We start from the raw sequence: 19,299 nt of genomic DNA, 5'->3' as shown, positions 1-19,299 counted from the left end.
AGAAACAATAACAGATGAGCCTCGCGACGTCTCCTCCCCGTCATTGCGAGCCCAGCGACTTGTCCGCCGAAGCTTTAGCGAAGGCGGAAGTCGCTGCGTTCGCAATGACTGTGTGGGTCGAGCCTGCCACATAGCGACCGGTGGAATCGCAGCGACGCCCCCTCACCCCGAATGCGCTTGCAAAAATTTGCCGTGCTCCGCTTCGGTCGCATCGTTGGCGGGGAACATGCACTCGAGCCGCAGTTCCTCCGCCGTCACCGTCTGCGGCGTTCCGACCGTCGTGATCAGAGAGAAGTAGTCCAGCGTCACGCCGTCCTTGACGAAGGACAGCGGGATCATCGGCATCACATCGGAGGCCGACGGCGCACGCCAGTCCGGCTTCACCCCGGGGTATTGCGACAATTCCTCCAGCAGCGCCTTCGTCCTGATGTCAACGACGTGTCCGACCGCCTCGCGATACACCCGCGCCAGCAGCCCGCGTGCGGTCTGCGGCCAGTTCGCGATGAAGGGGCGCATGCCCTCCGGATCGAACATAAGATGCAGCAGGTTTCGTGGCGCCGGCCGTGCGGACATGTCGATGAAGCAATTGAACAGAAGCGGCGCAGCCTCGTTGGTCATCAGCACGTTCCAATAGCGGTCCATGACGATGGCGGGAAACGGCTCGTGCTGACGCAGCATGCGTTGCAGGGCACGCTTGATGCTCGTCATGGCGGGCGCCTCGAGCGCGGGATCGGAATAAGACGGCGCATAGCCGGCGGCCAGCAGCAGCTCGTTGCGTTCGCGCAAGGGCACGTCGAGGGCTTGCGCAAGATCGAGCAGCATCTGGCGGCTCGGAACGCTGCGGCCGCTCTCGACGAAGCTGATGTGTTTCTGCGAGACGCCGGCGTCGAAGGACAGATCGAGCTGCGTCTTGCCGCGAATGTCCCGCCATTGACGCAGCAGCGCGCCCGCGGAACTGGCGCGCGTCTTGAGGGCACTGGCCGTCGCTTTCATGGCCGACTGATCCTTCCTGTCAATGTGCGGCATCGTCAACGCGCATCGGCGGCGGTGCGTCGGCTTATCCGAGACACCGCCGCCGATGGTAGCAGGTTCGAAGCGATCAACCGAAGGCGACCGGTCCCACGGCGCCGACCCAGTGCCGTACCTTGGTAGCGTCCCTCTCGTCCATGTAGAAGAAGTGCGTCATCGTCGGATGAACCGTCTTCATCGAGGGATCATCGGGTGTCATGTCCACGATACCGCGAAACACCTTCAGGGCGCCGGCGTCCCAGTATTCGGTGACGTGATGCAGCGCGGTGAAGCCGGTGTCGATGAAGGCTTTGAGGTTGGCGCGGATCGCCTCGCGCCCCTTCCAATCGGCGACGCCGAGGTTGCAGACGGCATCCTCCGCAAAACAATCAAAACCTCGTCCAAAGGTCTTGTCGTCGATCTCCCGCCACATGTCGAGCAGCCATCGCGGCGGCTCCTTCTTCGTAAACATGACTTGCATAGCTCTCTCCTGATGCACCGACACACGCGCGACAGGAGGCTTGATTGAATGCGTCCTGTCGGGTGGATGACCGGGACAGTAGCCAGGCTGCGGATGGGCTCAATTACATGCCAGGTAATAAAGCGCGTTCGGGAAGCCTCCTCTTTCCCTGGCCCCGACTTTATGGAACCCTACGACGATGCGCCGGATCATCGTCGTGGGCTGTCAGGGCAGCGGAAAGACGAGCCTCTCCCGGAATCTCGGGCGAAAGCTCGGGCTGCCGGTGGTGCATCTCGACGTGCTCTATTGGCGGCCGGGCTGGAAGCCATCCGACAAGCCGGGCTTCCGGGAACGCGTGACTGATGCGATCGCGGGCGACGCATGGGTTGTCGACGGCAGCTTCTCGGGACTCGCCTTCGATCTGACGCTGGCGCGCGCCGACACGCTGGTCGTCATCGACCGCCCGCGCTGGCTCTGCCAGTGGCGCATTCTGCTGCGCTCCGCCTTCGATCGCGACAAGGCCCGGCCTGACCTCCCGGAGAGGTGTCCCGAACAGTTCGACTGGAAATTGATGCGGGAAGCATGGCGCTACGACACCGAGCGCGCGCCTGTCATCGAGGCCGAGCGCGTGCAGTATGGTGCTGACGTCCCGGTCGTGCGCTTGAGGCGCGATCGGGACATCCAGGGGTTTCTGGATTCGGTGCACGGCACATGATCGATGATCGCGACGTGAGACCGGACGATCAGGATTTCTTCTGCGCGATACGTGCGGCGAATGCCTTCATCAGGTCGGTATCCGCCGCGTCGCCTTTGGCGTCCTCGGCGAGATGCTCGAACCAGCGCGCAAAGCCTTCGTAAACCTGGCTCGCCGGATGATCGGGGCCGAGAAAGCCGGAAATCTCCCGCATCTCCGCAACCCAGCGATAGGCTTTCGGAATCATGTCCGGCAGCGCGACTTCGAGCCGGGCCAGAACCGCGGGCTGGCTGAGTGCGAGTTCGTCGCGCAGCGCATCAGCAGCCCCCGCCTTCGTTGCCGCGACCACCATCGCCGAGCCGATGCCGGCGAGGCCCTTGACGATACCGGCATAGGACATTTTCAGCGCGGACGCGGCACCGACGGGCCCTTCGACGATCCGCACGTCGAGCCCGAAATCCTTCAGCACGGCGACATCCTTGGCGTGCTCGCCCGACATGTAGAAGGCCGGGCTCTTGCCGCCGGGCTGGGGCGGGAACCCGATGACGCCGGCATCGACGAACGGCGCCTGTGCCGAGCCGATGATCTGCTCGATCCTCATCACGGTATCGACGTTGACGGCATTGCAATCGACCACGACCGGCTTCTTCTCGCGCCGGACGATCAGCCCGGCAAGCCACTCGGCGAGCGCCACGGCTTCGCCCGGCGGCACTATCGAGAGGATGATGTCGGCGTCCGCGATCGCGTCGTCCTCGGCGCCGATCATGCCGGTATCCGCCGCGCGTTTGCGCGTCGCCTCGCTCCGCCCATTCAACGACGTCAGCACGCGCGCACCGTGCTCGCCGAGACGGCGGGCCAAGGCACTGCCCATGGCACCGGGCGCAAGGATCGCAATGGTTTTGGACATCGTGCACTCCAGATCGAATTTCGAGCAACGCGCTCGGTTCAACCGGAGACTAGCAGAGGACGGGACGCCAGCGTGAGCGCCGGCCATCCCGCAGAGGAATGGCCCTACTCCACCTTCGCAGGCTGAGGCTGGAGCGCCGAGGCGTTGGCAATACGCGCGGCATTCGCCATGCCAGCGAGGGCCGCCGCCTTCTTCGAATCGGGCGCCGAGCCCGGCTGCACCACGCCGGCCGACATAATCAGCGTCGCGGCGTCTTCGGTGCTCATGTCGACCTCGACGATCTTGCTCTTGGGCACGTAGAAGAAGAAGCCGGTGGTCGGGTTCGGCGAGCAAGGCAGAAACACCGAGACGTGCTCCTCCTGACCCGGCAGGCTGCGGGAGACATCCTCGTTCGGCGATTGCGAGATCAGCACGATCGACCACATGCCCGGCGAGGGAAACTCGACCAGGCCGACCTTGCGGAAGCTCGAGCCCTTGCCCGAGAACAGCGTCTCGAACACCTGCTTCAGGCCGCGGTAGATGGCGCGCACCGCCGGGATCCGGCCGAGGAAGGTCTCGCCGACATCGACCAGTGTCCGGCCGATCAAATTGGCCGCGAGGAAGCCGACCAGCGTCAACGTGAAAAATGCGACGATCAGTCCCCAGCCGGGGATGACGTACGGCATGTAGGTTTCAGGCCGATAGGCCAGCGGCACGAACGGCCGCACCACGCCATCAACCCAGGTGACGAACCACCAAACCAGATAAAAGGTGATCGCAACCGGTCCCGTCACCACGAGCCCGGTGAGAAAATAATTGCGGAAGCGGCCCATCAGGCCGGTATGCGGCTCCGGCACGGGATCAAGAGGCGCAGGCGCGTCGTCACGGGGGTTCATTCGGGTTCCAGGTCGGTCGCTTCGTTCAAGCTAGGGTCTTCTAGCAGGTTTTGGAAGACCACGAAGCGTTCCGGCCCGACCCTTCCGCCTATTCCACCGTCACGGATTTCGCGAGATTGCGCGGCTGGTCGACGTCGGTCCCCATGATCACCGCCGTATGATAGGCGAGCAGCTGAACGGGGACGGCATAGACCATCGGCGTGAACGCCGCCGCCATATCAGGCATGACGATGGTGACGAGGGATTCGACGGTCGCCTCCGCCGCGCCTTTGGCGTCGGTCATCAGGATGATCTTGCCGCCGCGGGCAGCGACCTCCTGCATGTTAGAGACGGTCTTTTCGAACACCCGGTCGTAGGGCGCGATGACGACGACGGGCATGGTCTCGTCGATCAACGCGATCGGACCGTGCTTGAGCTCGCCGGCGGCATAGCCCTCGGCGTGGATGTAGGAGATCTCCTTCAGCTTCAACGCGCCTTCGAGGGCGAGCGGGAAGCTGGTGCCGCGACCGAGATAGAGCACGTCGCGCGACTTGGCGATCTCGCGGGCGAGCTTCTCGATCTGGAGCTCGGTGGTGAGCGCATCCGACATCAAACGCGGGATCTCGACGAGCCCGTGGACGAGCTTGGTCTCGTCCTCGTCGGACAGTTCGCCGCGGGCCTTGCCGGCTGCGATCGCAAGATTTGCCAGCACCATGAGCTGGCAGGTGAAGGCCTTGGTCGAGGCGACGCCGATCTCTGGGCCGGCCAGCGTTGGCAGCACAGTCTCGCTTTCGCGCGCGATCGTCGAGGTCGGCACGTTGACGACGGCGATCGTATGCACGCCCTGGTCCTTGGCGTAACGCAGCGCGGCCAGGGTGTCGGCGGTCTCGCCCGATTGCGAGATGAAGATGGCGAGATCGCCCTTGCGCAAGGGCGCCTCGCGGTAGCGAAATTCGGAGGCGACATCGACTTCGACCGGCACGCGCGCGAAACGCTCGAACCAGTATTTTGCGACGAACCCGGCGTAGCTCGCAGTGCCGCAGGCCGTGATGTTGATGCGCTGGATATTCTTGAAGTCGAACGGCAGCTTGACCGGCAGCGAGACCCGCTCGGTCGCCATGTCGACATAGCGTGCCAGCGTATGGCCGACCACTTCAGGCTGCTCGTGGATCTCCTTGGCCATGAAGTGGCGATAGTTGGCCTTGTCGACCAGCGAGGTCGAGGCGGCGTGCTTGGTCTTCTCGCGCTGGACGGCGTGGCCGTCCTTGTCGAAGACCGAAGCGCTCGTATGGGTCAGCACGACCCAGTCGCCGTCCTCGAGATAGCTGATCGTGTCGGTGAACGGCCCCAGCGCAATGGCGTCGGAGCCGAGATACATCTCGCCGTCACCATAGCCGATCGCGAGCGGCGGACCGTTGCGGGCGCCGATCATCAAATCGTCCTCGCCGGCGAAGATGAAGCCGAGCGCGAACGCGCCGCGCAGCCGCGCCAATGTCAATTTCACCGCTTCCACCGGCTTGTTGCCGCGCGTGAGCAGATCGTCGACGAGATGCAGCACGATCTCGGTGTCGGTCTGGGTGTGGAACACCGTGCCTTTCTTCTCGAGTTCCTCGCGCAGCTCGCGGAAATTCTCGATGATGCCGTTGTGAACCACGGCGACACGCTCGGTCGCGTGCGGATGCGCATTGTTCACGGTCGGCTTGCCGTGGGTGGCCCAGCGGGTGTGACCGATTCCGGTCGAGCCCTTGAGCGGCTCGGCTTCCAGCCGCTTCTCCAGATTCTTCAGCTTGCCCTCGGCGCGGCGGCGCTCGAGATGCTTGCCCTCGAGCGTGGCGACGCCCGCGGAATCATAACCGCGATATTCAAGACGTTTGAGCGAATCCACCAATTGCTCTGCAACCGGCTCGCGCCCGAGAATGCCGACAATCCCGCACATGCGGATCAATATCCCCCAAATCGTCGAAAAATCGCCTAAACGACGCGCTCGGTTTTTAGCGAAGTTCCTAAGGAACCAGATACTCAATAATTATTGCTGATTGAGACAGCACCGACAGCGACGAGCCTCGCCTGCGTCGAACTGGCTGGGCCTTAAACCGCGCGCGTTAACTTGTTGTCAACAAATTTGGCCAACCCTTGCGTACCAAGGAGAGAGGCCATGAAAGGCTCATCCAACCGCAAAGATCTGTCATCGATGCCAGTGCGCGCCAGCGAGACCACCGGCACGCACCTTGCGCATTGGCCGCCGCCCCAACGCGGCAAGGAAAGCAAGCCCGTCTTCATCAAGCACGTCGCCGGCGAGCCGGCAAAGCGTGCCAAGCCGCGCGGCTGGCGCCTGACGCGCGCGATCTTCTCGGAATTCGCCGACGACGAATAGCGGCGCTCATTTCTCCGGCTTCTTTTCAAGCTTCTTGCCACCCGTCTTCATCTCGCGATAGCGCGCCGCGCCACCTTCGCGGATGGTCTGCGGGCTGCGCTCCAGCGCCATGGCGTCATCAGGCACGTCGCGCGTGATCACCGAGCCCGAGCCGATATAGGCGCCGTTGCCGATCGTCACCGGCGCGACCAGCGAGGAGTTGGTGCCGACGAAGGCGCCCTGCCCGATGATCGTCTTGTGCTTCTTGAAGCCGTCGTAGTTGCAGGTGATGGTGCCGGCGCCGATGTTGGAATTGGCGCCGATCGTGGCGTCGCCGATGTAGGAGAGATGATTGACCTTGACGCCGGCCTCCAGCGTCGCGGCCTTGGTCTCCACGAAATTGCCGATGCGCGCGCCGTCGCCGAGCGAGGTGCCGGGCCGCAGCCGCGCGTAGGGGCCGATGGAGACCTTCTTGCCGAGCTTGGTCTCGACGATATGCGAGAAGGAATGGACCACCGTGCCGTCGCCGATCGAAACGCCGGGGCCGATCACCACGAACGGCTCGATCGTCACGTCCTTGCCGAACACGGTATCGGCGGCGAGATAGACGGTTTCGGGCGCGATCAGCGTGACGCCAGCCTCCATCGCCACTTTCCGCAGCCGCGCCTGCATCACGCTTTCGGCCTCGGCGAGCTGCGCCTTGGTATTGATGCCGCGCACTTCGTCCTCGCTGGTTTCGATCACCACGGCATCCCATCCCTGTTCGCTGACAATGCCGACCGCGTCGGTCAGATAATATTCGCTCTTGGAATTCGCATTGCCGATCTTGTCGAGGATCGCGAGCGCGCGGCGCCCGTCGATCGCCATGACCCCGGCATTGCACAGGTCGATCTTGCGCTCCTCGGTGCTGGCATCGGCCTGCTCGCGGATCGCGACCAGCCGGTCGCCCTCGACGATGAAGCGGCCATAGCCGGTGGGATCGGCGGCCCGGAAGCCGAGCGCCGCAATCGCGGCGCCTTTGGCGAGCGGCGCGCGCAGCCGCGCAAAGGTCTCGGCCGAGATCAGCGGCGTGTCGCCGAACGCAATCAGCAGGTCGTCCACGCCCCGCGCAATGGCATCGCGCGCCGCCAGCACCGCATGCGCGGTGCCGAGCCGGTCCTGTTGCACGAAGGTGAGCGCGTCGGGGCGGATGCGCTTTGCCTCGTCCGCCACCGCCTGATGGTCGGGTCCGATCACGACCGCGAGCGAGGTGCCGGTTCCCTTGGGCGCCGCGGCGAGCACGTGGGCGAGCAGGCTCTGGTGCGCGACCGAATGCAGCACTTTCGGCAGGTGTGAGCGCATACGCGTGCCTTCGCCGGCGGCGAGCACGATCGTGAGGCTGGAACGGGCGGTCATCGAAATCCTGTCCATCGGCCGAATCAAGTGGCGCCAGCGGGCGACGGCCGCCCTGATGAGCTATCGCCTTGCTACCCCCGCAAACGCCCGGAGTTCAAGTGCGACACGCTTTTCCTGTTAATGTTCCCTGATTGATTCGGGGAAGCCGGACAGGGGTTGGGCACTTAACGTTCATGGCAAAGGATTCCGACCCACTGGCGGATGCCTTCGGCGCCAAGGAGACCGGCGGGCTGTTCTCCGGACTTGTGGCCGAGGAGAGTTCGTTCGATCGCGGCATGATGTGGCGGCTGGGCTCATGGGGCGTGGCGGCCGTCGGCGCCGTGGTGCTTGCCGTGTTCGCCAACCAGGCCCAGCTCGGCTGGCGGCGCGATCAGGTTGCGTCCGCCGATCTCGCGCGGCAGGCCGACCGGCTCCAGATCCTGACCAAGGAGAGCCAGAACGAGGCCCGCCGGCTCGCCTCAGCGATCGAGACGCTGAACACGGATCGCGACCGGCTCTATTCGCGCGTCACCGTGCTGGAGCAAGGGCTCGATTCCGTCACCGGCGCCATCGCCAAGCAGACGACAACGCCGCCGCAGGCGTCCGTTGCGAAGCCGCAGGACGCGCCGGCTTTGATCGGGCCGCCGACGCCCGGCATCGGGCCGGTCGCCTCGACACCAGCTCCGGCCAACGACAAGCCGCGCACTGAGGCCGCAAAGGAGCCGTCGAGCCCGCCGCCGCAGAGCGCAGCGGCGGCCTCGCTGGTCGCGCAGTCGCCGGCGACGAATTCGGCACTGCCGATGCTTCCGTTGGTCCCATCCAAATCGATCATGGCGCCGCCCGATCCGGCCGCCCCGAAACTGGTTCAGCCCGAGGCCGCTGAGAAGACCACTGAGAAGGCTGCCGAGAAGAAGCCCGATCCAGTGCCCGCCCCGATCGAAGTCGCCGCTGCACCAGCCAAGCCGCCGGAGGCCGCCGAAAGCGAGGCTCCCGCGATCGCGGTCCAGCAGACGCGCTTTGCGATTGATCTCGGTGGCGCCAACTCGCTCGAAGGCCTGCGTGCACTGTGGCGCGGGGTGACCAAATCCAATCCCGAGATCGCGGCGCTGCGGCCGATCATCATGATCAAGGAAGGCAACACCGGCCTCGGCATGCAGCTCCGCCTCGGCGCCGGCCCGCTCATCAACGCAGCAGCTGCGGCAAAACTCTGCGCCGGCCTCGCCGAGAACGACCGCCACTGCGAGACCACCGTGTTCGACGGTCAGCGGCTGTCGATGCGCGGCGGCCAGGAAAAGCAAGAGAAGACTCAGGATCGAGTTCAAGAGAAGAACTCAGACAAGAACCAGGACTCGGTGCCACAAGCCGAGACCGCCCCGGCGCCCGCGCCCGCCGCCAAGCCCGACAAGCATCGTCGCAGCTATTCCTCGAAACGCTCGTCGAAGCGCGAGGAGCCCGCGCCTGCTCCTGCGGCGCAGCCGGCCGCACAGCCGAAGCCGGAGACGGCGTCGGCGGGATCGACGCTGTCGTCGTTCTTCAGGCGGTAGACGCTCTGCGGCGGGAAGACCATCTCGCGGCTAACGTATCAAACGATACGGAGGTGCCCGACATAAAACGGCAGGATCCGCGACGAAGATGATTCGGAGCGGAGATGGCGGACGAGATGTTTCTGCGCGAGCACCTCGCGCTCATCCGCGAGTTGGCCGAACAGGCCGACCCCCATATCAGGAAGCGATTGCTGGCCTTGGCCGAAAAATACGAACGTCGGCTGAGAGACCAGAACCGGACGATACAAACTCGCCCTTGAGAGCTCATCGGCGCACGCAACCACCTACTCGATGCGCGCTTTTTCCTTCAGGTCACGAATGCGGTTGTCAGCCTCATCCTTCGACTGAACCAGTTCCGACCAATCCTCGACCCGAGCTTGCTTGCTCAGCCGCTTGAGTTCGTCCAGTTGCTCCTGAGTTGGCTTTTCCATGCTCGCTCCTTGTATGCAGCATGCGTTGCGCGGTCACACCGTTTCAAAACCTGCGCAGCCCCAGCCTGTTCCTGGATATCTTCGGGCCAGGCGCGGCCGCCTTGCTCCTCCCTTAACTGGCCGCGATCGACATAAATTCACCTTCCCTGTTGCCCGCTCGCGCCATCCCGACCATATTGCCGCCATGACAAAAAAGCCCTTCCGCCTCACGCCCTACCAGGTGCAGTTCCTGATCGTCGTCGGCTTCGCCAGCGTCGGCTATGCGCTCTATCTGCGCTACCTCGGAATCGAAAACTCGCAGGTCGGTCTCGCCTGCGACGCCGGGCTTCAGACCCTGGTCTGCAAGGCGCGCTCGGTCTCGACCGTGCTGTTCAAGAATTCGGTGTTCGGCATCGTCGCGCTGGTGGTGGCGACGCTCAACCTGATGCGGCCGTCGATCGTGCTGCTCACCGTCGGCATCATCGCCGCCGGCCTCGGCATCGTGCTCTACAATATCGTGCTGTCGGGCCTGGCGATCGGCCTGTTCATTCTTGGATTTGCTCGGCCCGCGCCCGCCACAGCGTGAGCGCGAACAAGAGATAAATCGCGCAGGTCCACAGCGACTGCCAATTGTCGCGGCCTTCGTTGAACAGCACATAGGCCGCCGACAGCGTCAGCACACCGGCGAACACCGACTCCGCGATGGGACGCTGGCCGATCTGCGGCCGGTTCAGCATCAACAGCGCGAACGGCACCACCGCCATCGTCAGCGAGGCGTAGGGGAAGTCGTGGTAGCGTGGGTCGAACACGAAGGCGAGCGCGGTCTGCGCCGCGATCACCGCCGTCACCGCCAGCGTCAGACCCAGCACGGCGGTGAGCTTCGACCATTTCCGGCCCTCGCGCGGACCGAGCAGATCGAGGAAGGTCGGAAGGCTGCGGCCAATCACCATCGCCTGCGCGCAGAAGATCGGCGACAGGATGCCGGCCGCGAGCAGCGTGCCCCAGAGCAGCCAGCCGCCGATGCCGTAGCTCTCGTAGTACATCTTGTCGGCGCCGATCCCGAGCAGGATGCCGGCCGAGGTCGCCGAGATCGCCACACCGAGCCATGCCGAGAAGCGCGGCGTCCAGGGCCTGCGCCGCAACGTCAGGCCGGCCACCGCGAACACCAGCACGCAGAGGCCCATGCCGGCGCCCATGTACCATTGCCAGTAAGGGAAATTGCTGATCGGCTGGCCCGGCGGATATTTCAGGCTCCGGCGCACCGAATCATAGAGGCCCCAATAGCCGCCGACGGTACCTTCCAACTTGCGCTTCCACGGCTGGTCGTAGGACTCGATCAGATTGACGCGGAATTTCTGCGCTTTCGCGAGACTCAGGATCTCCGAGACCACGCGCGCCTGGTTGGTGCGCGACGGCAGCGCGCCCTCGCGCATGCGGCCTTCGCTCGGCCAGCCGGTTTCGCCGATCAGGATCTCCTTGCCGGGAAATGCGACCGCCATGCGCTCGCGGATCTGTTCGACATGGGAAGCGGCAAACTTCGCCTTGACCGGGAAGTCCTCCCAATAGGGCAGGATGTGGATCGTGACGAAGTCGACGACGTCATAGATCTCGCGATTCCTGAGCCAGAACTCCCAGACATCGGCATAGGTGACGGGCACGCTGACCTGGGCCTTCACCGAGCGGATGATGGAGACGAGGTCTGCGGTCGTCATCTCGCCGCGCAGCAGCACCTCGTTGCCGACGATGATGCTGGTGATGATTCCGGGGAAATCCTTGGAAAGACGAATGGCGAGCGCGGCCTGCTCGAAATTCTTGGTGCGATTGCTGGAGAGCCAGATGCCCTGGAGCACTTTCAGCCCCCCGATCCGGGCCGCGATCGCCGGCACCTGGTCGAGCCCGTTCTCCATCGAATAGGTGCGGACGCAGTCGGTGATCTCCTTGAGCTGGCGCAGGTCCTGCTCGATCTGGTCGGCCTCGATATGGGTCCATGCGTTCAGCGGCGACTGCTCGCCGCGGAACGGCGCGTAGGAGACGCACTGGACCTTGTCGGCGGGATCGATCGGGGCGCGCGCGAGCGAGATCGGCGTGGCAAGCCACCACCACACGGCAGCGATCGCACCCAGTGAAACGAGCAGAAGCGCCAGTGGCGTACGAAGAGAAATCGGTTCCGTCCTCCGCGAAGGGCCGTCGATTACCTGCTAGCACGCCGTCTGCCAAGGGGGTGACTCCGTTATGGATCCATCCCTCCCCTGAGGAATTTACCTGCGGCCGTTCGACCGAGGCCTAGGATCGTGACTTTGCTGGACAAAATTCCAGATTCAGGCCATGGACTCGGGAGGACTTTTCCGCCGCATTGGAGACCCATTTGGACGCCATCACGCTGGCGCGTCCGCGAAGGTCCTGACGCGGACGGTCAGTGATATATTGGGGAATTCATGCGGCAACGGGTGTTCGAGTTACGAAATGCGGTCCTGCGGCAGTTCGCCGCCACCTTGGCCGTTTCTTCCCTTGTCATCCTGATGGGTATCGGCGCGGCCTCCGCCCAGAGCGGCACGCCCGCCCCGGACCAGAGCAAGGCAGCAGCCCAGCCCGCCGACGCGGCCAAGGATGCCGCCCAGAACCAGCGCCGCACCGACGAATTCGCCGAAGCAGCCCAGGTCATCAGCGGCCCCGCCGGCAACCCCGAATGCGTCTGGCTCGGCCGCCGCGTGGTGCGGCTGATGTGGCGGGATGACCTCGATACCGCATTCCGCCATCTCGACCTCTACGACCGCTTCGGCTGCCCCGGCGGCCACATCCAGGCTGCGTTCCGCTGCCTGACCCGCTTCGGCGGCCAGATCGATCCCAAGGTCGCCGAGACCCTGGATAGCCGTGTGCACGCTTGCTGGATCAACCCGGCGTCGCAGCCGCAGCAGGCGGCGGCCGCGGCCTCGCAGCCGGCCGCGCCGGCAGCGGGCAATGCGCAGCCGCAGCCGGCCGCGAGCCCCTCGCCGGCGGCAAGCCCGTCACCGACGCCCCCGAAATAGCCGCGATTGTTTCAGCCTCCGTTCAGGAACGATAGGCGATAGAGGCAATTGGCACTGCTGCGAATTCCGAAATGTGCATGCCCTCATATGGTCATGAGGCGATGACAGTTGTGAAACCGCGCGGCAGAGGTATGCTCCATTTGCCGCGGACTTGGTCGGATCTCGGGGTCGGATCCGCTTCCCTGCCCCCTCAGCCCCTTTTGGTTTAGCCGCGATGCGGGTTGTCGCCGCCGTTTTGTTGCTTGTGTCCGCGCTCCACGCCGGCCTCTGGGGAGTCTTGCGCGACAAGGAACCCGCGCCCGACTTCAAGGGCTTGCTGCCCAGTGTCTCCTACGCCCCGTTCGAGGGCTCGGCTCACCCCGACATCGACAACATCCCGTCGGTGGAGAAAATCCGCGCCGACCTGAAGACGCTGTCGACGATGACGCGCGCGATCCGGCTCTATTCGTCCACCGGCGGCGTGGAACTGGTGCCGCCGATCGCGGCCGAGTTCGGCCTCAAGGTTACCGTCGGCGCCTGGATCGACAAGGACAAGGATCGCAACGAGCGCGAGATCAAGGCCGCCATCGAACTCGCCCGCAAGAACAGCAACGTCAACGGCGTCGTCGTCGGCAACGAGGTGATCTACCGCGGCGAGCAGAAGGTCGAAGACCTCATCGAGATGATCAAGAAGGTCAAGGGCGCGGTCCGCGTCCCCGTGACCACCGGTGAAATCTGGAACATCTGGCGCGACAATCCCGACCTCGGCTCCAACGTCGACTTCATCGCCGCCCACGTGCTGCCTTATTGGGAAAATTTCCGCTCGGACCAGGCGGTCGATCAGGCCGTCGACCGCTACAATCTGCTGCGCAACCTGTTCCCCGGCAAGCGCATCGTGATTGCCGAGTTCGGCTGGCCGAGCGCGGGTTACAATTTGCGCAACGCCGACCCCGGTCCGTTCCAGCAGGCCCTGACCCTGCGCAACTTCGTCAGCCGCGCCGACGCCATCGGCATGGAATACAACATCGTCGAGGCCATCGATCAGCCCTGGAAATACTTCGAAGGCGGCGTCGGTCCGTACTGGGGCATCCTCGACGCCAGCCGCGAGCCGAAATTCGCCTGGACCGGCCCGGTGCAAAATCCCGACTATTGGAAGCTGATGGGTGTAGCCCTCCTGGTCGGAATCCTGCTGTCGCTGCCGATCCTGCGGCTGCAGCAGCCGACGGCGAAGCAGGCGTTCCTGCTGTCGGCCACCGCCAATGGCGTCGGCGCCTGGGCCGCCACCGTGTTCGCGTTCTGGAACGGGCACTATTTCATCTTCGGCTCCGCCTTCGCGCTCACGCTCGGCATGATCCTGCTTGTTCCCCTTGTGCTGATCGCGATGGCGCGCATCGACGAGATCGCCGCGGTCGCGTTCGGCCGGCCGCCGCAGCGGCTGCTCACGAAAGACAAGCCGCTCGAGGACGTGCCCGAGAATTATTGCCCGAAGGTCTCGATCCACATCCCCGCTTATTTCGAGCCGGTCGAGATGCTCAAACAGACGCTCGATGCGCTGTCGCGGCTGAACTATCCGAACTACGAATGCGTCGTCATCATCAACAACACGCCGGACCCTGCCTTCTGGCAGCCGATCCAGGATCATTGCCGCGCGCTCGGTGAACGCTTCAAGTTCATCAACGCCGAGAAGGTGCAGGGCTTCAAGGCCGGCGCGCTGCGCATCGCGATGGACCGCACTGCCGTCGACGCCGAGATCATCGGCATCCTCGATGCCGACTACGTCGTCGATCCCGACTGGCTGAAGGACCTCGTGCCGGCGTTCGCCGATCCCAGTGTCGGCCTGGTGCAGGCGCCGCAGGAACATCGCGACGGCGACCTCTCGATCATGCACTACATCATGAACGGCGAATATGCCGGGTTCTTCGACATCGGCATGGTCCAGCGCAACGAGACCAACGCCATCATCGTGCACGGCACGATGTGCCTGATCCGCCGCGCCGCGATGGACATGGCCGGCGGCTGGTCGTCCGACACGATCTGCGAGGACTCGGATCTCGGCCTTTCGATCCAGCAGCTCGGCTGGACCACGCACTACACCAACCACCGCTACGGCCAGGGCCTGCTCCCCGACACCTACGAGGCCTTCAAGAAGCAGCGTCACCGCTGGGCCTATGGCGGCCTTCAGATCGTCAAGAAGCACTGGCGGAACTTCCTGCCGGGACGAAGCCGGCTGACGCCCGACCAGAAGCGCGAATATGGCCTCGGCTGGCTGAACTGGCTGGGTGCCGAAAGCCTCGGCGTGGTCGTGGCGCTGCTCAACCTCGTCTGGGTGCCGATCGTCGCCTTCGCCGACATCGCCATCCCCGACAAGATTTTGACGTTGCCGATCATCGGCGCCTTCATCGTCTCGCTCGCGCATTTTTTGTCGATGTACCGCGCGCGCGTCGCCATCAAGCCCGGCCAGATGCTGGGCGCGATGATCGCGGCGATGAGCGTGCAGTGGACGGTGTCGCGCGCGGTGGCGCAAGGATTGATCACCGAGCACATCGCGTTCGCGCGCACGTCCAAGGGCGGCCTGTCCAGGATGTCGATCGAGTTCCAGGCGTTCTGGGAGGCCGTGATCGGCGCCCTGCTCCTGATCGGCGCCGGCGTGCTGGTGGCCTCCAACAGCTATCGCCAGATCACCGAGATCTACATCTTCGCCGGCGTGCTGGTGCTCCAAAGCCTGCCGTTCCTGGCTGCGGTCGCCATCGCCATCCTCGAGCTCAGCCGCATCAACTCGTTCCAATTCTGGCGCGACAGCGCGATCCGCACCGCCGAGCTGATCGGCCTGCGCCCGGTCGCGCTGCCGACCCCCGCCGGCACGCCGCAGCAATTGCCGGTGCCCAGCGAAGTGCGGCGGGAAGCGAACTGACAGGGCCCCGAACGCGGCATCCGGCCCATGGGCGGATGTCGCGGCTTCTTCGGCGTGGATGACGGCCGCCATTCCGGTTGAGAATCCCGGCTCAAGCATTGGAAACGGCGAGCGAATTCCCGCCGTTGCCTTCAAGTTCGGCACCCTCGCCTGCTATTGACCTCCGCGCCCCATCCCCCTACACAGCGCGGGCCGAAAGCATGATCCGGAAAAAGCCGGTTTTTCCGCAACGCTTGCGTCGATGTGGCGGCAAGACATGCTTTTCCAAATGTCCGAAGACGATGGCGATCTCTTTGAAGCCATCAGCGGCCATGGGAGCGCGTAGCTCAGCCGGTAGAGCACGTGACTTTTAATCACGGGGTCCTGGGTTCGAGCCCCAGCGCGCTCACCACATTAAGCAATTACTTACGCCGAGACGACGCGCTCCGATAAGACTGTCTGTCGGCAGTTCGGTTGCCGGTGTAGCACGCGCGGCGCTTCGATGCCCCCTCTGCACCGCGCGCGGCGGGCGCGCCGCGGACATGAGGCCCGACTGGACGGCAAAAGTCCTGCATCGGTGATCGCTGCCCCGTCGCTCTGTGACTATCGCCGGAATGAATGCTCGATCTCGCGCAGCATTGCCAAGACCCGGTCAGTATACCGCCCGTAGGACAACTGCTGGTCTGCGAGACTCGCCGCCGCCAGGACGAGAGCAGCTATGGCCACGCCCTTGATCATGGGCCTTTCCGCTTTTGCGTCACCAGTCGCAATGGAATGTTGTGCAAATTCGCGCGGCCTCGCACCGCTGGTTCTGTTCTGCCCAACGCCTGCGCGATCTCGTCGGGTCGGTGCCCAGCCGCCGCCATCGCCAGCAGTTGTTGATGCTCCTCCGGTGTCCACCTCCGGATCAACGGATAGCGTGACTGTGCCATCGCCCGGCGTCCCCAGCCTGTTGCCAGTTTATCCTCGGCTGCATTTGCTGAGTCGCGCTTTAACCTATGATAGCCAACCCTCGCAGGACGGGGGCGAGCGGATTGCGCCGGACTGGCGCGTCCACAGGGCCAGGGCTTGGACGTAGGCTCCACGGCGGCGTAAGCCGGTAGTTTTCCGGGCTGTAGATTTTCGCCGGTCTTAATAATTCTGGCGAATGATTGCTCCGATGATTGGAGACCTCGACCATCAAGCAGAAGCCATCGCCGCGATGCAGAAGGCGATCGCCGCGACCTGTCCCGCCGAGCGGTTGAAGTGGTTGCGGACCGCCTTGGCCTGGAAGGACCTTGCAAGCTTGGCGAAGGGCAAGGCGGCAGCCTGAAGGTCACAGCCAACCCCTGCTAGCCGCTCAAGATCTCGCGCAGTTTTCGATCGTCTTCCCGAGTGCGGAGCGGAGAACCGGCTTCTCCAATCGGGGACATTGCGGAAGCCAACTGACAATCCATCGGATGTGTGGCTGGTCAGGAAGAAAAATGGCAAGCCGCGACCACGAGTGATCTCCGCCACCAGTTCGGTCGTTTCATCGCCAAGCCTCAGGTCGAGAATGGCCAAATCGAAGTCAGCCACCCGCGCGACTTCGATTGCTTCCTTCAGGGTGCCTGCTTCGGCGACGACTTCGCGACCCAACTCCTCCAGCATGTCGCAGACCATCATACGGATGACGGATCAGCGCGACGTCCTCCACGACCAAGATTGAGAGTGCGCCCATGCTTCGTCTCGTTGGCCTGATGTCAATGTATGTCGCGTCATGCGGCCCGGCAGTTCCTGGGGCCTCCGCACCCTCTTATGTTCACTTTCGGACACATTTTGGGGAAACGAAGCCGGGCAACATTGTAGGTCAGCCATCGGAGACGGAGTAAACATGACAGCGCCGCCGCCTCTCATCCTGGTGGTTGAGGATGAATATCCATTGCAGGCGGTGGTCGAGGAAGCCCTGCTGGAGGCAGGCTTCGCGACTGATATCCTGTCGTCTGCCGAGGAAGCTCTGACTCTCTTCAGAAGCGGTATGAAGGAGTACCGGGCGCTCGTCGCGGATGTAAACCTCAAGGGCAGGCTCAGCGGCTGGGACTTGGCCAGACAGGTCAGAGAACGAGAGCCGACGTTGCCCATAGTCTACATGACCGGTGGCGTGGCGGACGATTGGGGCTCGCAAGGGGTTCCAAGCAGCATCTTGTTGCAGAAGCCGTTCGCGCCGGCCCAGCTCATCACTGCGGTTTCGCAGCTCCTCAATCACGTCACTCGTGAGTAAAACCGCCGTCACCCATTCACTGGCTCTAGTAGCCGGCCACCATCCCAAGCGTGGCGGCGGGAACCAAGCTCGGCAATGAAAGTTTTTCATCTCAGGTGGCCGTTCAGGCTTTGCCTGCAATGACGCAGGATATCTTCATGTGCGGCAAATGCGATGAAATCGACGAGAAGATCGCGCACCATAGCCGGTTGTTGTCTCTTATTACTGACAAGATCGCGAGAGACGGCATCGCCGGCTTGATCGAGGAAATGAAGACGGAGAAAGCTGCACTTCATCCCGAACCAGAGGAGAAGTAACAGTGCACTCGCTGCCGAGCCAAGTTTTGCACGGAGCCTTTCGTCCGGATTTCAGGCATGCCGCGCTATTTTTTCCACGTCCGGGGTGTTGAACCGAGCACTGACCCTGAAGGCGAAGACCTGCCGGACGCTGAAGCGACCTGGCGAGAGGCCACGGTTTTTGCCGCCGACCTTCTGAAGAACATGCAGGGTCGACTTGAACCGGGCCACGAATGGCACCTGGAGGTCACCGACGAGGCCGGAACGTCGATCTTCAACATCTACATCAGCGCGCAGAACGGGCGATAGCCTCACTCTGTTGGAGGGGTTTGGCCGGAACGATCCCACGGCCGGGCGATTGCCTTTTTGAGTAGGAGTTGCGTCATGCGTCATGCGCCGTCGATTGTGCCCCTGGATCGGCTCGACCGTGAGATTTACCTGGTGCTGGAAGACTTCGGCGCGCGCGCCGGCTGCTCCTGGCGCGAGACCGACGAGCAGGACACCGATGTCGAGACCATCATCCGCGACCTACTCTCCGGGCAGTACGCCTATCCCGTCCGTATTGTCGCCTTCAACGCGATCGAGGGCTGGTCTCGCGATGCCACCAGCGAGATCGCAGATGAGCTTGCGGTGCGTGTCAGGGGTAGCGAGATCACGCCGGCCTTGCAGGCCTTCATCCAGGCAAATGCTTCCCGACCTTTTGCTGTACAACTGGCGCTCCCTCTACGGGGAGCCGCCTGACAGCAAATCTGCGATCACGATGTTGCGTGGGATTGATGCGATGACAGTGCGTTAAACAGGCACAATTATCGAAGGTTAGCGCTTCCCTTTGGCTTTATTTTTTGGTACCAAAATAAATGAAACCAGCAAAAAAGATTCGTGCCAAAAAACATCGCGGCCGCCCCGCGACTGGTCAGGGCGTCCAGATCGGCACGCGCTGGCCGGAATCGACTGTCGCTCAGATCGACGCATGGGCGTCGGGACAGCAAGACACTCCCGCTCGTTCTGAATCCATCCGTCGGCTGGTCGAGATTGGCTTGGGCAAATCCGCCCCTGCCCTCACGGTTACGTCTGCCGCCAAGGCCTCGTCCGAGCGGGCTCGGGAAATGGCGGGCAGCGCGATCGACAAGCTCAAAGACAACAAAGCGAGCCCGGATGACCAGGCCAGCCGCAAGCGGCGGCTCGTCAAGGGACCCGAGGAATTCCAGAACGTTCGACGCGACCGGCCAAATCGAAAATGAATTGACCGGCGCCCGCTTGGTCAATCTCGCCCGAAGGCAGAAAGC

At 63.7% G+C, this 19,299-nt stretch carries 22 protein-coding genes and 1 tRNA gene; 13 read left to right on the top strand and 10 right to left on the bottom strand.

Going from position 1 to position 19,299, the window contains the following annotated elements:
- Window positions 1-162: 162 nt before the first annotated feature.
- Window positions 163-993, bottom strand: a complete 831-nt coding sequence (locus tag IVB41_RS24445; RefSeq protein ID WP_247435675.1) for a helix-turn-helix domain-containing protein — start codon at window positions 991-993, stop codon at window positions 163-165.
- Between the two features lie 106 nt (window positions 994-1,099).
- Window positions 1,100-1,489: a nuclear transport factor 2 family protein gene (locus IVB41_RS24440; protein ID WP_247289912.1), complete on the bottom strand. Its 390-nt coding sequence runs from the start codon at window positions 1,487-1,489 to the stop codon at window positions 1,100-1,102.
- A gap of 178 nt (window positions 1,490-1,667) precedes the next feature.
- On the opposite strand from IVB41_RS24440, the gene IVB41_RS24435 reads away from it, so the two are divergent.
- Window positions 1,668-2,183: an AAA family ATPase gene (locus IVB41_RS24435; protein WP_247435672.1), complete on the top strand. Its 516-nt coding sequence runs from the start codon at window positions 1,668-1,670 to the stop codon at window positions 2,181-2,183.
- 28 nt (window positions 2,184-2,211) lie between these two features.
- Here IVB41_RS24435 and IVB41_RS24430 read toward each other — a convergent pair whose 3' ends face one another.
- From IVB41_RS24430 to glmS, 3 genes are all read right to left on the bottom strand, one after another.
- Window positions 2,212-3,069 (bottom strand): NAD(P)-dependent oxidoreductase, encoded by an 858-nt coding sequence (locus tag IVB41_RS24430; RefSeq protein ID WP_247435669.1) that lies wholly within the window; start codon window positions 3,067-3,069, stop codon window positions 2,212-2,214.
- Window positions 3,070-3,173: 104 nt separating this feature from the next.
- A complete protein-coding gene (locus IVB41_RS24425; protein WP_247435666.1) occupies window positions 3,174-3,944 on the bottom strand; it encodes a DUF502 domain-containing protein in 771 nt (256 codons plus the stop codon).
- 88 nt (window positions 3,945-4,032) lie between these two features.
- The gene (glmS, locus tag IVB41_RS24420; protein WP_027567013.1) at window positions 4,033-5,859 is read right to left on the bottom strand and encodes a glutamine--fructose-6-phosphate transaminase (isomerizing); all 1,827 of its coding nucleotides are present in this window, start codon (window positions 5,857-5,859) and stop codon (window positions 4,033-4,035) included.
- A gap of 219 nt (window positions 5,860-6,078) precedes the next feature.
- Between glmS and IVB41_RS24415 the strand changes: the two genes are divergently transcribed.
- Window positions 6,079-6,297, top strand: a complete 219-nt coding sequence (locus IVB41_RS24415; protein ID WP_247435662.1) for a hypothetical protein — start codon at window positions 6,079-6,081, stop codon at window positions 6,295-6,297.
- A gap of 6 nt (window positions 6,298-6,303) precedes the next feature.
- On the opposite strand, the gene glmU is transcribed toward IVB41_RS24415, so the two are convergent.
- Complete coding sequence (gene glmU / locus IVB41_RS24410; RefSeq protein ID WP_247435659.1) at window positions 6,304-7,671, bottom strand: bifunctional UDP-N-acetylglucosamine diphosphorylase/glucosamine-1-phosphate N-acetyltransferase GlmU; 1,368 nt, start codon at window positions 7,669-7,671, stop codon at window positions 6,304-6,306.
- A gap of 173 nt (window positions 7,672-7,844) precedes the next feature.
- Here glmU and IVB41_RS24405 point away from each other — a divergent pair, with 173 nt between their 5' ends.
- Window positions 7,845-9,194 (top strand): hypothetical protein, encoded by a 1,350-nt coding sequence (locus tag IVB41_RS24405; RefSeq protein ID WP_247435656.1) that lies wholly within the window; start codon window positions 7,845-7,847, stop codon window positions 9,192-9,194.
- Window positions 9,195-9,298: 104 nt separating this feature from the next.
- Window positions 9,299-9,454, top strand: a complete 156-nt coding sequence (locus tag IVB41_RS24400) for a hypothetical protein (protein WP_247359387.1) — start codon at window positions 9,299-9,301, stop codon at window positions 9,452-9,454.
- 24 nt (window positions 9,455-9,478) lie between these two features.
- Here the strand turns inward: IVB41_RS24400 and IVB41_RS24395 are convergent, their stop codons facing one another.
- Window positions 9,479-9,625 carry a hypothetical protein gene (locus IVB41_RS24395; RefSeq protein ID WP_155809610.1) on the bottom strand — a complete coding sequence of 49 codons (147 nt, stop codon included), beginning with the start codon at window positions 9,623-9,625 and terminating at the stop codon, window positions 9,479-9,481.
- Between the two features lie 184 nt (window positions 9,626-9,809).
- Here IVB41_RS24395 and IVB41_RS24390 point away from each other — a divergent pair, with 184 nt between their 5' ends.
- Entirely contained in the window at window positions 9,810-10,190 is a 381-nt protein-coding gene (locus tag IVB41_RS24390) for a hypothetical protein (RefSeq protein WP_027567016.1), read from the top strand.
- Here IVB41_RS24390 and IVB41_RS24385 read toward each other — a convergent pair.
- Window positions 10,150-11,709 carry a beta-(1-6) glucans synthase gene (locus IVB41_RS24385; RefSeq protein ID WP_247435653.1) on the bottom strand — a complete coding sequence of 520 codons (1,560 nt, stop codon included), beginning with the start codon at window positions 11,707-11,709 and terminating at the stop codon, window positions 10,150-10,152. The genes IVB41_RS24390 and IVB41_RS24385 overlap by 41 nt on opposite strands.
- Before the next feature lie 330 nt (window positions 11,710-12,039).
- On the opposite strand from IVB41_RS24385, the gene IVB41_RS24380 reads away from it, so the two are divergent.
- Entirely contained in the window at window positions 12,040-12,630 is a 591-nt protein-coding gene (locus tag IVB41_RS24380) for a hypothetical protein (RefSeq protein ID WP_027567018.1), read from the top strand.
- A 214-nt stretch (window positions 12,631-12,844) separates the two neighbouring features.
- A complete protein-coding gene (locus IVB41_RS24375; RefSeq protein WP_247435650.1) occupies window positions 12,845-15,520 on the top strand; it encodes a glycosyltransferase in 2,676 nt (891 codons plus the stop codon).
- Between the two features lie 178 nt (window positions 15,521-15,698).
- Here the strand turns inward: IVB41_RS24375 and IVB41_RS35665 are convergent, their stop codons facing one another.
- Window positions 15,699-15,833, bottom strand: a complete 135-nt coding sequence (locus IVB41_RS35665) for a hypothetical protein (RefSeq protein ID WP_256464252.1) — start codon at window positions 15,831-15,833, stop codon at window positions 15,699-15,701.
- Window positions 15,834-15,835: 2 nt separating this feature from the next.
- On the opposite strand from IVB41_RS35665, the gene IVB41_RS24370 reads away from it, so the two are divergent.
- Window positions 15,836-15,911, top strand: a tRNA-Lys gene (locus tag IVB41_RS24370).
- A gap of 767 nt (window positions 15,912-16,678) precedes the next feature.
- On the opposite strand, the gene IVB41_RS24365 is transcribed toward IVB41_RS24370, so the two are convergent.
- A complete protein-coding gene (locus IVB41_RS24365; RefSeq protein ID WP_247435647.1) occupies window positions 16,679-17,128 on the bottom strand; it encodes a hypothetical protein in 450 nt (149 codons plus the stop codon).
- Between the two features lie 223 nt (window positions 17,129-17,351).
- Between IVB41_RS24365 and IVB41_RS24360 the strand changes: the two genes are divergently transcribed.
- From IVB41_RS24360 to IVB41_RS24340, 5 genes are all read left to right on the top strand, one after another.
- On the top strand, window positions 17,352-17,738 hold the full coding sequence (locus IVB41_RS24360) for a response regulator (protein ID WP_247435643.1): 387 nt from the start codon (window positions 17,352-17,354) through the stop codon (window positions 17,736-17,738).
- Window positions 17,739-17,788: 50 nt separating this feature from the next.
- Complete coding sequence (locus IVB41_RS24355) at window positions 17,789-18,034, top strand: hypothetical protein (protein ID WP_247435640.1); 246 nt, start codon at window positions 17,789-17,791, stop codon at window positions 18,032-18,034.
- Between the two features lie 57 nt (window positions 18,035-18,091).
- Window positions 18,092-18,322, top strand: coding sequence for a DUF6894 family protein (locus tag IVB41_RS24350; protein WP_247359394.1), 231 nt, complete (start codon window positions 18,092-18,094; stop codon window positions 18,320-18,322).
- Between the two features lie 75 nt (window positions 18,323-18,397).
- On the top strand, window positions 18,398-18,754 hold the full coding sequence (locus IVB41_RS24345) for a hypothetical protein (RefSeq protein WP_247435638.1): 357 nt from the start codon (window positions 18,398-18,400) through the stop codon (window positions 18,752-18,754).
- A gap of 116 nt (window positions 18,755-18,870) precedes the next feature.
- On the top strand, window positions 18,871-19,254 hold the full coding sequence (locus tag IVB41_RS24340; protein ID WP_247435635.1) for a hypothetical protein: 384 nt from the start codon (window positions 18,871-18,873) through the stop codon (window positions 19,252-19,254).
- Window positions 19,255-19,299 lie beyond the last annotated feature (45 nt).

Source organism: Bradyrhizobium sp. 44, from assembly GCF_023073095.1.
Taxonomy (GTDB): domain Bacteria; phylum Pseudomonadota; class Alphaproteobacteria; order Rhizobiales; family Xanthobacteraceae; genus Bradyrhizobium.
The sequence above is the reverse complement of the archived record's forward strand: the minus strand, read 5'-3'. Positions and strand labels throughout refer to the sequence as shown.

Excerpts from the sequence above, each read along its gene's own strand:
- IVB41_RS24395 (WP_155809610.1), bottom strand. The coding sequence starts at position 9,625 with ATGGAAAAGCCAACTCAGGAGCAACTGGACGAACTCAAGCGGCTGAGC.
- glmS (WP_027567013.1), bottom strand. The coding sequence starts at position 5,859 with ATGTGCGGGATTGTCGGCATTCTCGGGCGCGAGCCGGTTGCAGAGCAA.
- glmU (WP_247435659.1), bottom strand. The coding sequence starts at position 7,671 with ATGACCGCCCGTTCCAGCCTCACGATCGTGCTCGCCGCCGGCGAAGGC.
- IVB41_RS24350 (WP_247359394.1), top strand. The coding sequence starts at position 18,092 with ATGCCGCGCTATTTTTTCCACGTCCGGGGTGTTGAACCGAGCACTGAC.
- IVB41_RS35665 (WP_256464252.1), bottom strand. The coding sequence starts at position 15,833 with ATGGCCGCTGATGGCTTCAAAGAGATCGCCATCGTCTTCGGACATTTG.
- IVB41_RS24425 (WP_247435666.1), bottom strand. The coding sequence starts at position 3,944 with ATGAACCCCCGTGACGACGCGCCTGCGCCTCTTGATCCCGTGCCGGAG.
- IVB41_RS24365 (WP_247435647.1), bottom strand. The coding sequence starts at position 17,128 with ATGCTGGAGGAGTTGGGTCGCGAAGTCGTCGCCGAAGCAGGCACCCTG.
- IVB41_RS24445 (WP_247435675.1), bottom strand. The coding sequence starts at position 993 with ATGAAAGCGACGGCCAGTGCCCTCAAGACGCGCGCCAGTTCCGCGGGC.
- IVB41_RS24390 (WP_027567016.1), top strand. The coding sequence starts at position 9,810 with ATGACAAAAAAGCCCTTCCGCCTCACGCCCTACCAGGTGCAGTTCCTG.
- IVB41_RS24345 (WP_247435638.1), top strand. The coding sequence starts at position 18,398 with ATGCGTCATGCGCCGTCGATTGTGCCCCTGGATCGGCTCGACCGTGAG.
- IVB41_RS24405 (WP_247435656.1), top strand. The coding sequence starts at position 7,845 with ATGGCAAAGGATTCCGACCCACTGGCGGATGCCTTCGGCGCCAAGGAG.
- IVB41_RS24435 (WP_247435672.1), top strand. The coding sequence starts at position 1,668 with ATGCGCCGGATCATCGTCGTGGGCTGTCAGGGCAGCGGAAAGACGAGC.
- IVB41_RS24430 (WP_247435669.1), bottom strand. The coding sequence starts at position 3,069 with ATGTCCAAAACCATTGCGATCCTTGCGCCCGGTGCCATGGGCAGTGCC.
- IVB41_RS24380 (WP_027567018.1), top strand. The coding sequence starts at position 12,040 with ATGCGGCAACGGGTGTTCGAGTTACGAAATGCGGTCCTGCGGCAGTTC.
- IVB41_RS24415 (WP_247435662.1), top strand. The coding sequence starts at position 6,079 with ATGAAAGGCTCATCCAACCGCAAAGATCTGTCATCGATGCCAGTGCGC.
- IVB41_RS24340 (WP_247435635.1), top strand. The coding sequence starts at position 18,871 with ATGAAACCAGCAAAAAAGATTCGTGCCAAAAAACATCGCGGCCGCCCC.
- IVB41_RS24440 (WP_247289912.1), bottom strand. The coding sequence starts at position 1,489 with ATGCAAGTCATGTTTACGAAGAAGGAGCCGCCGCGATGGCTGCTCGAC.
- IVB41_RS24375 (WP_247435650.1), top strand. The coding sequence starts at position 12,845 with ATGCGGGTTGTCGCCGCCGTTTTGTTGCTTGTGTCCGCGCTCCACGCC.
- IVB41_RS24360 (WP_247435643.1), top strand. The coding sequence starts at position 17,352 with ATGACAGCGCCGCCGCCTCTCATCCTGGTGGTTGAGGATGAATATCCA.
- IVB41_RS24400 (WP_247359387.1), top strand. The coding sequence starts at position 9,299 with ATGGCGGACGAGATGTTTCTGCGCGAGCACCTCGCGCTCATCCGCGAG.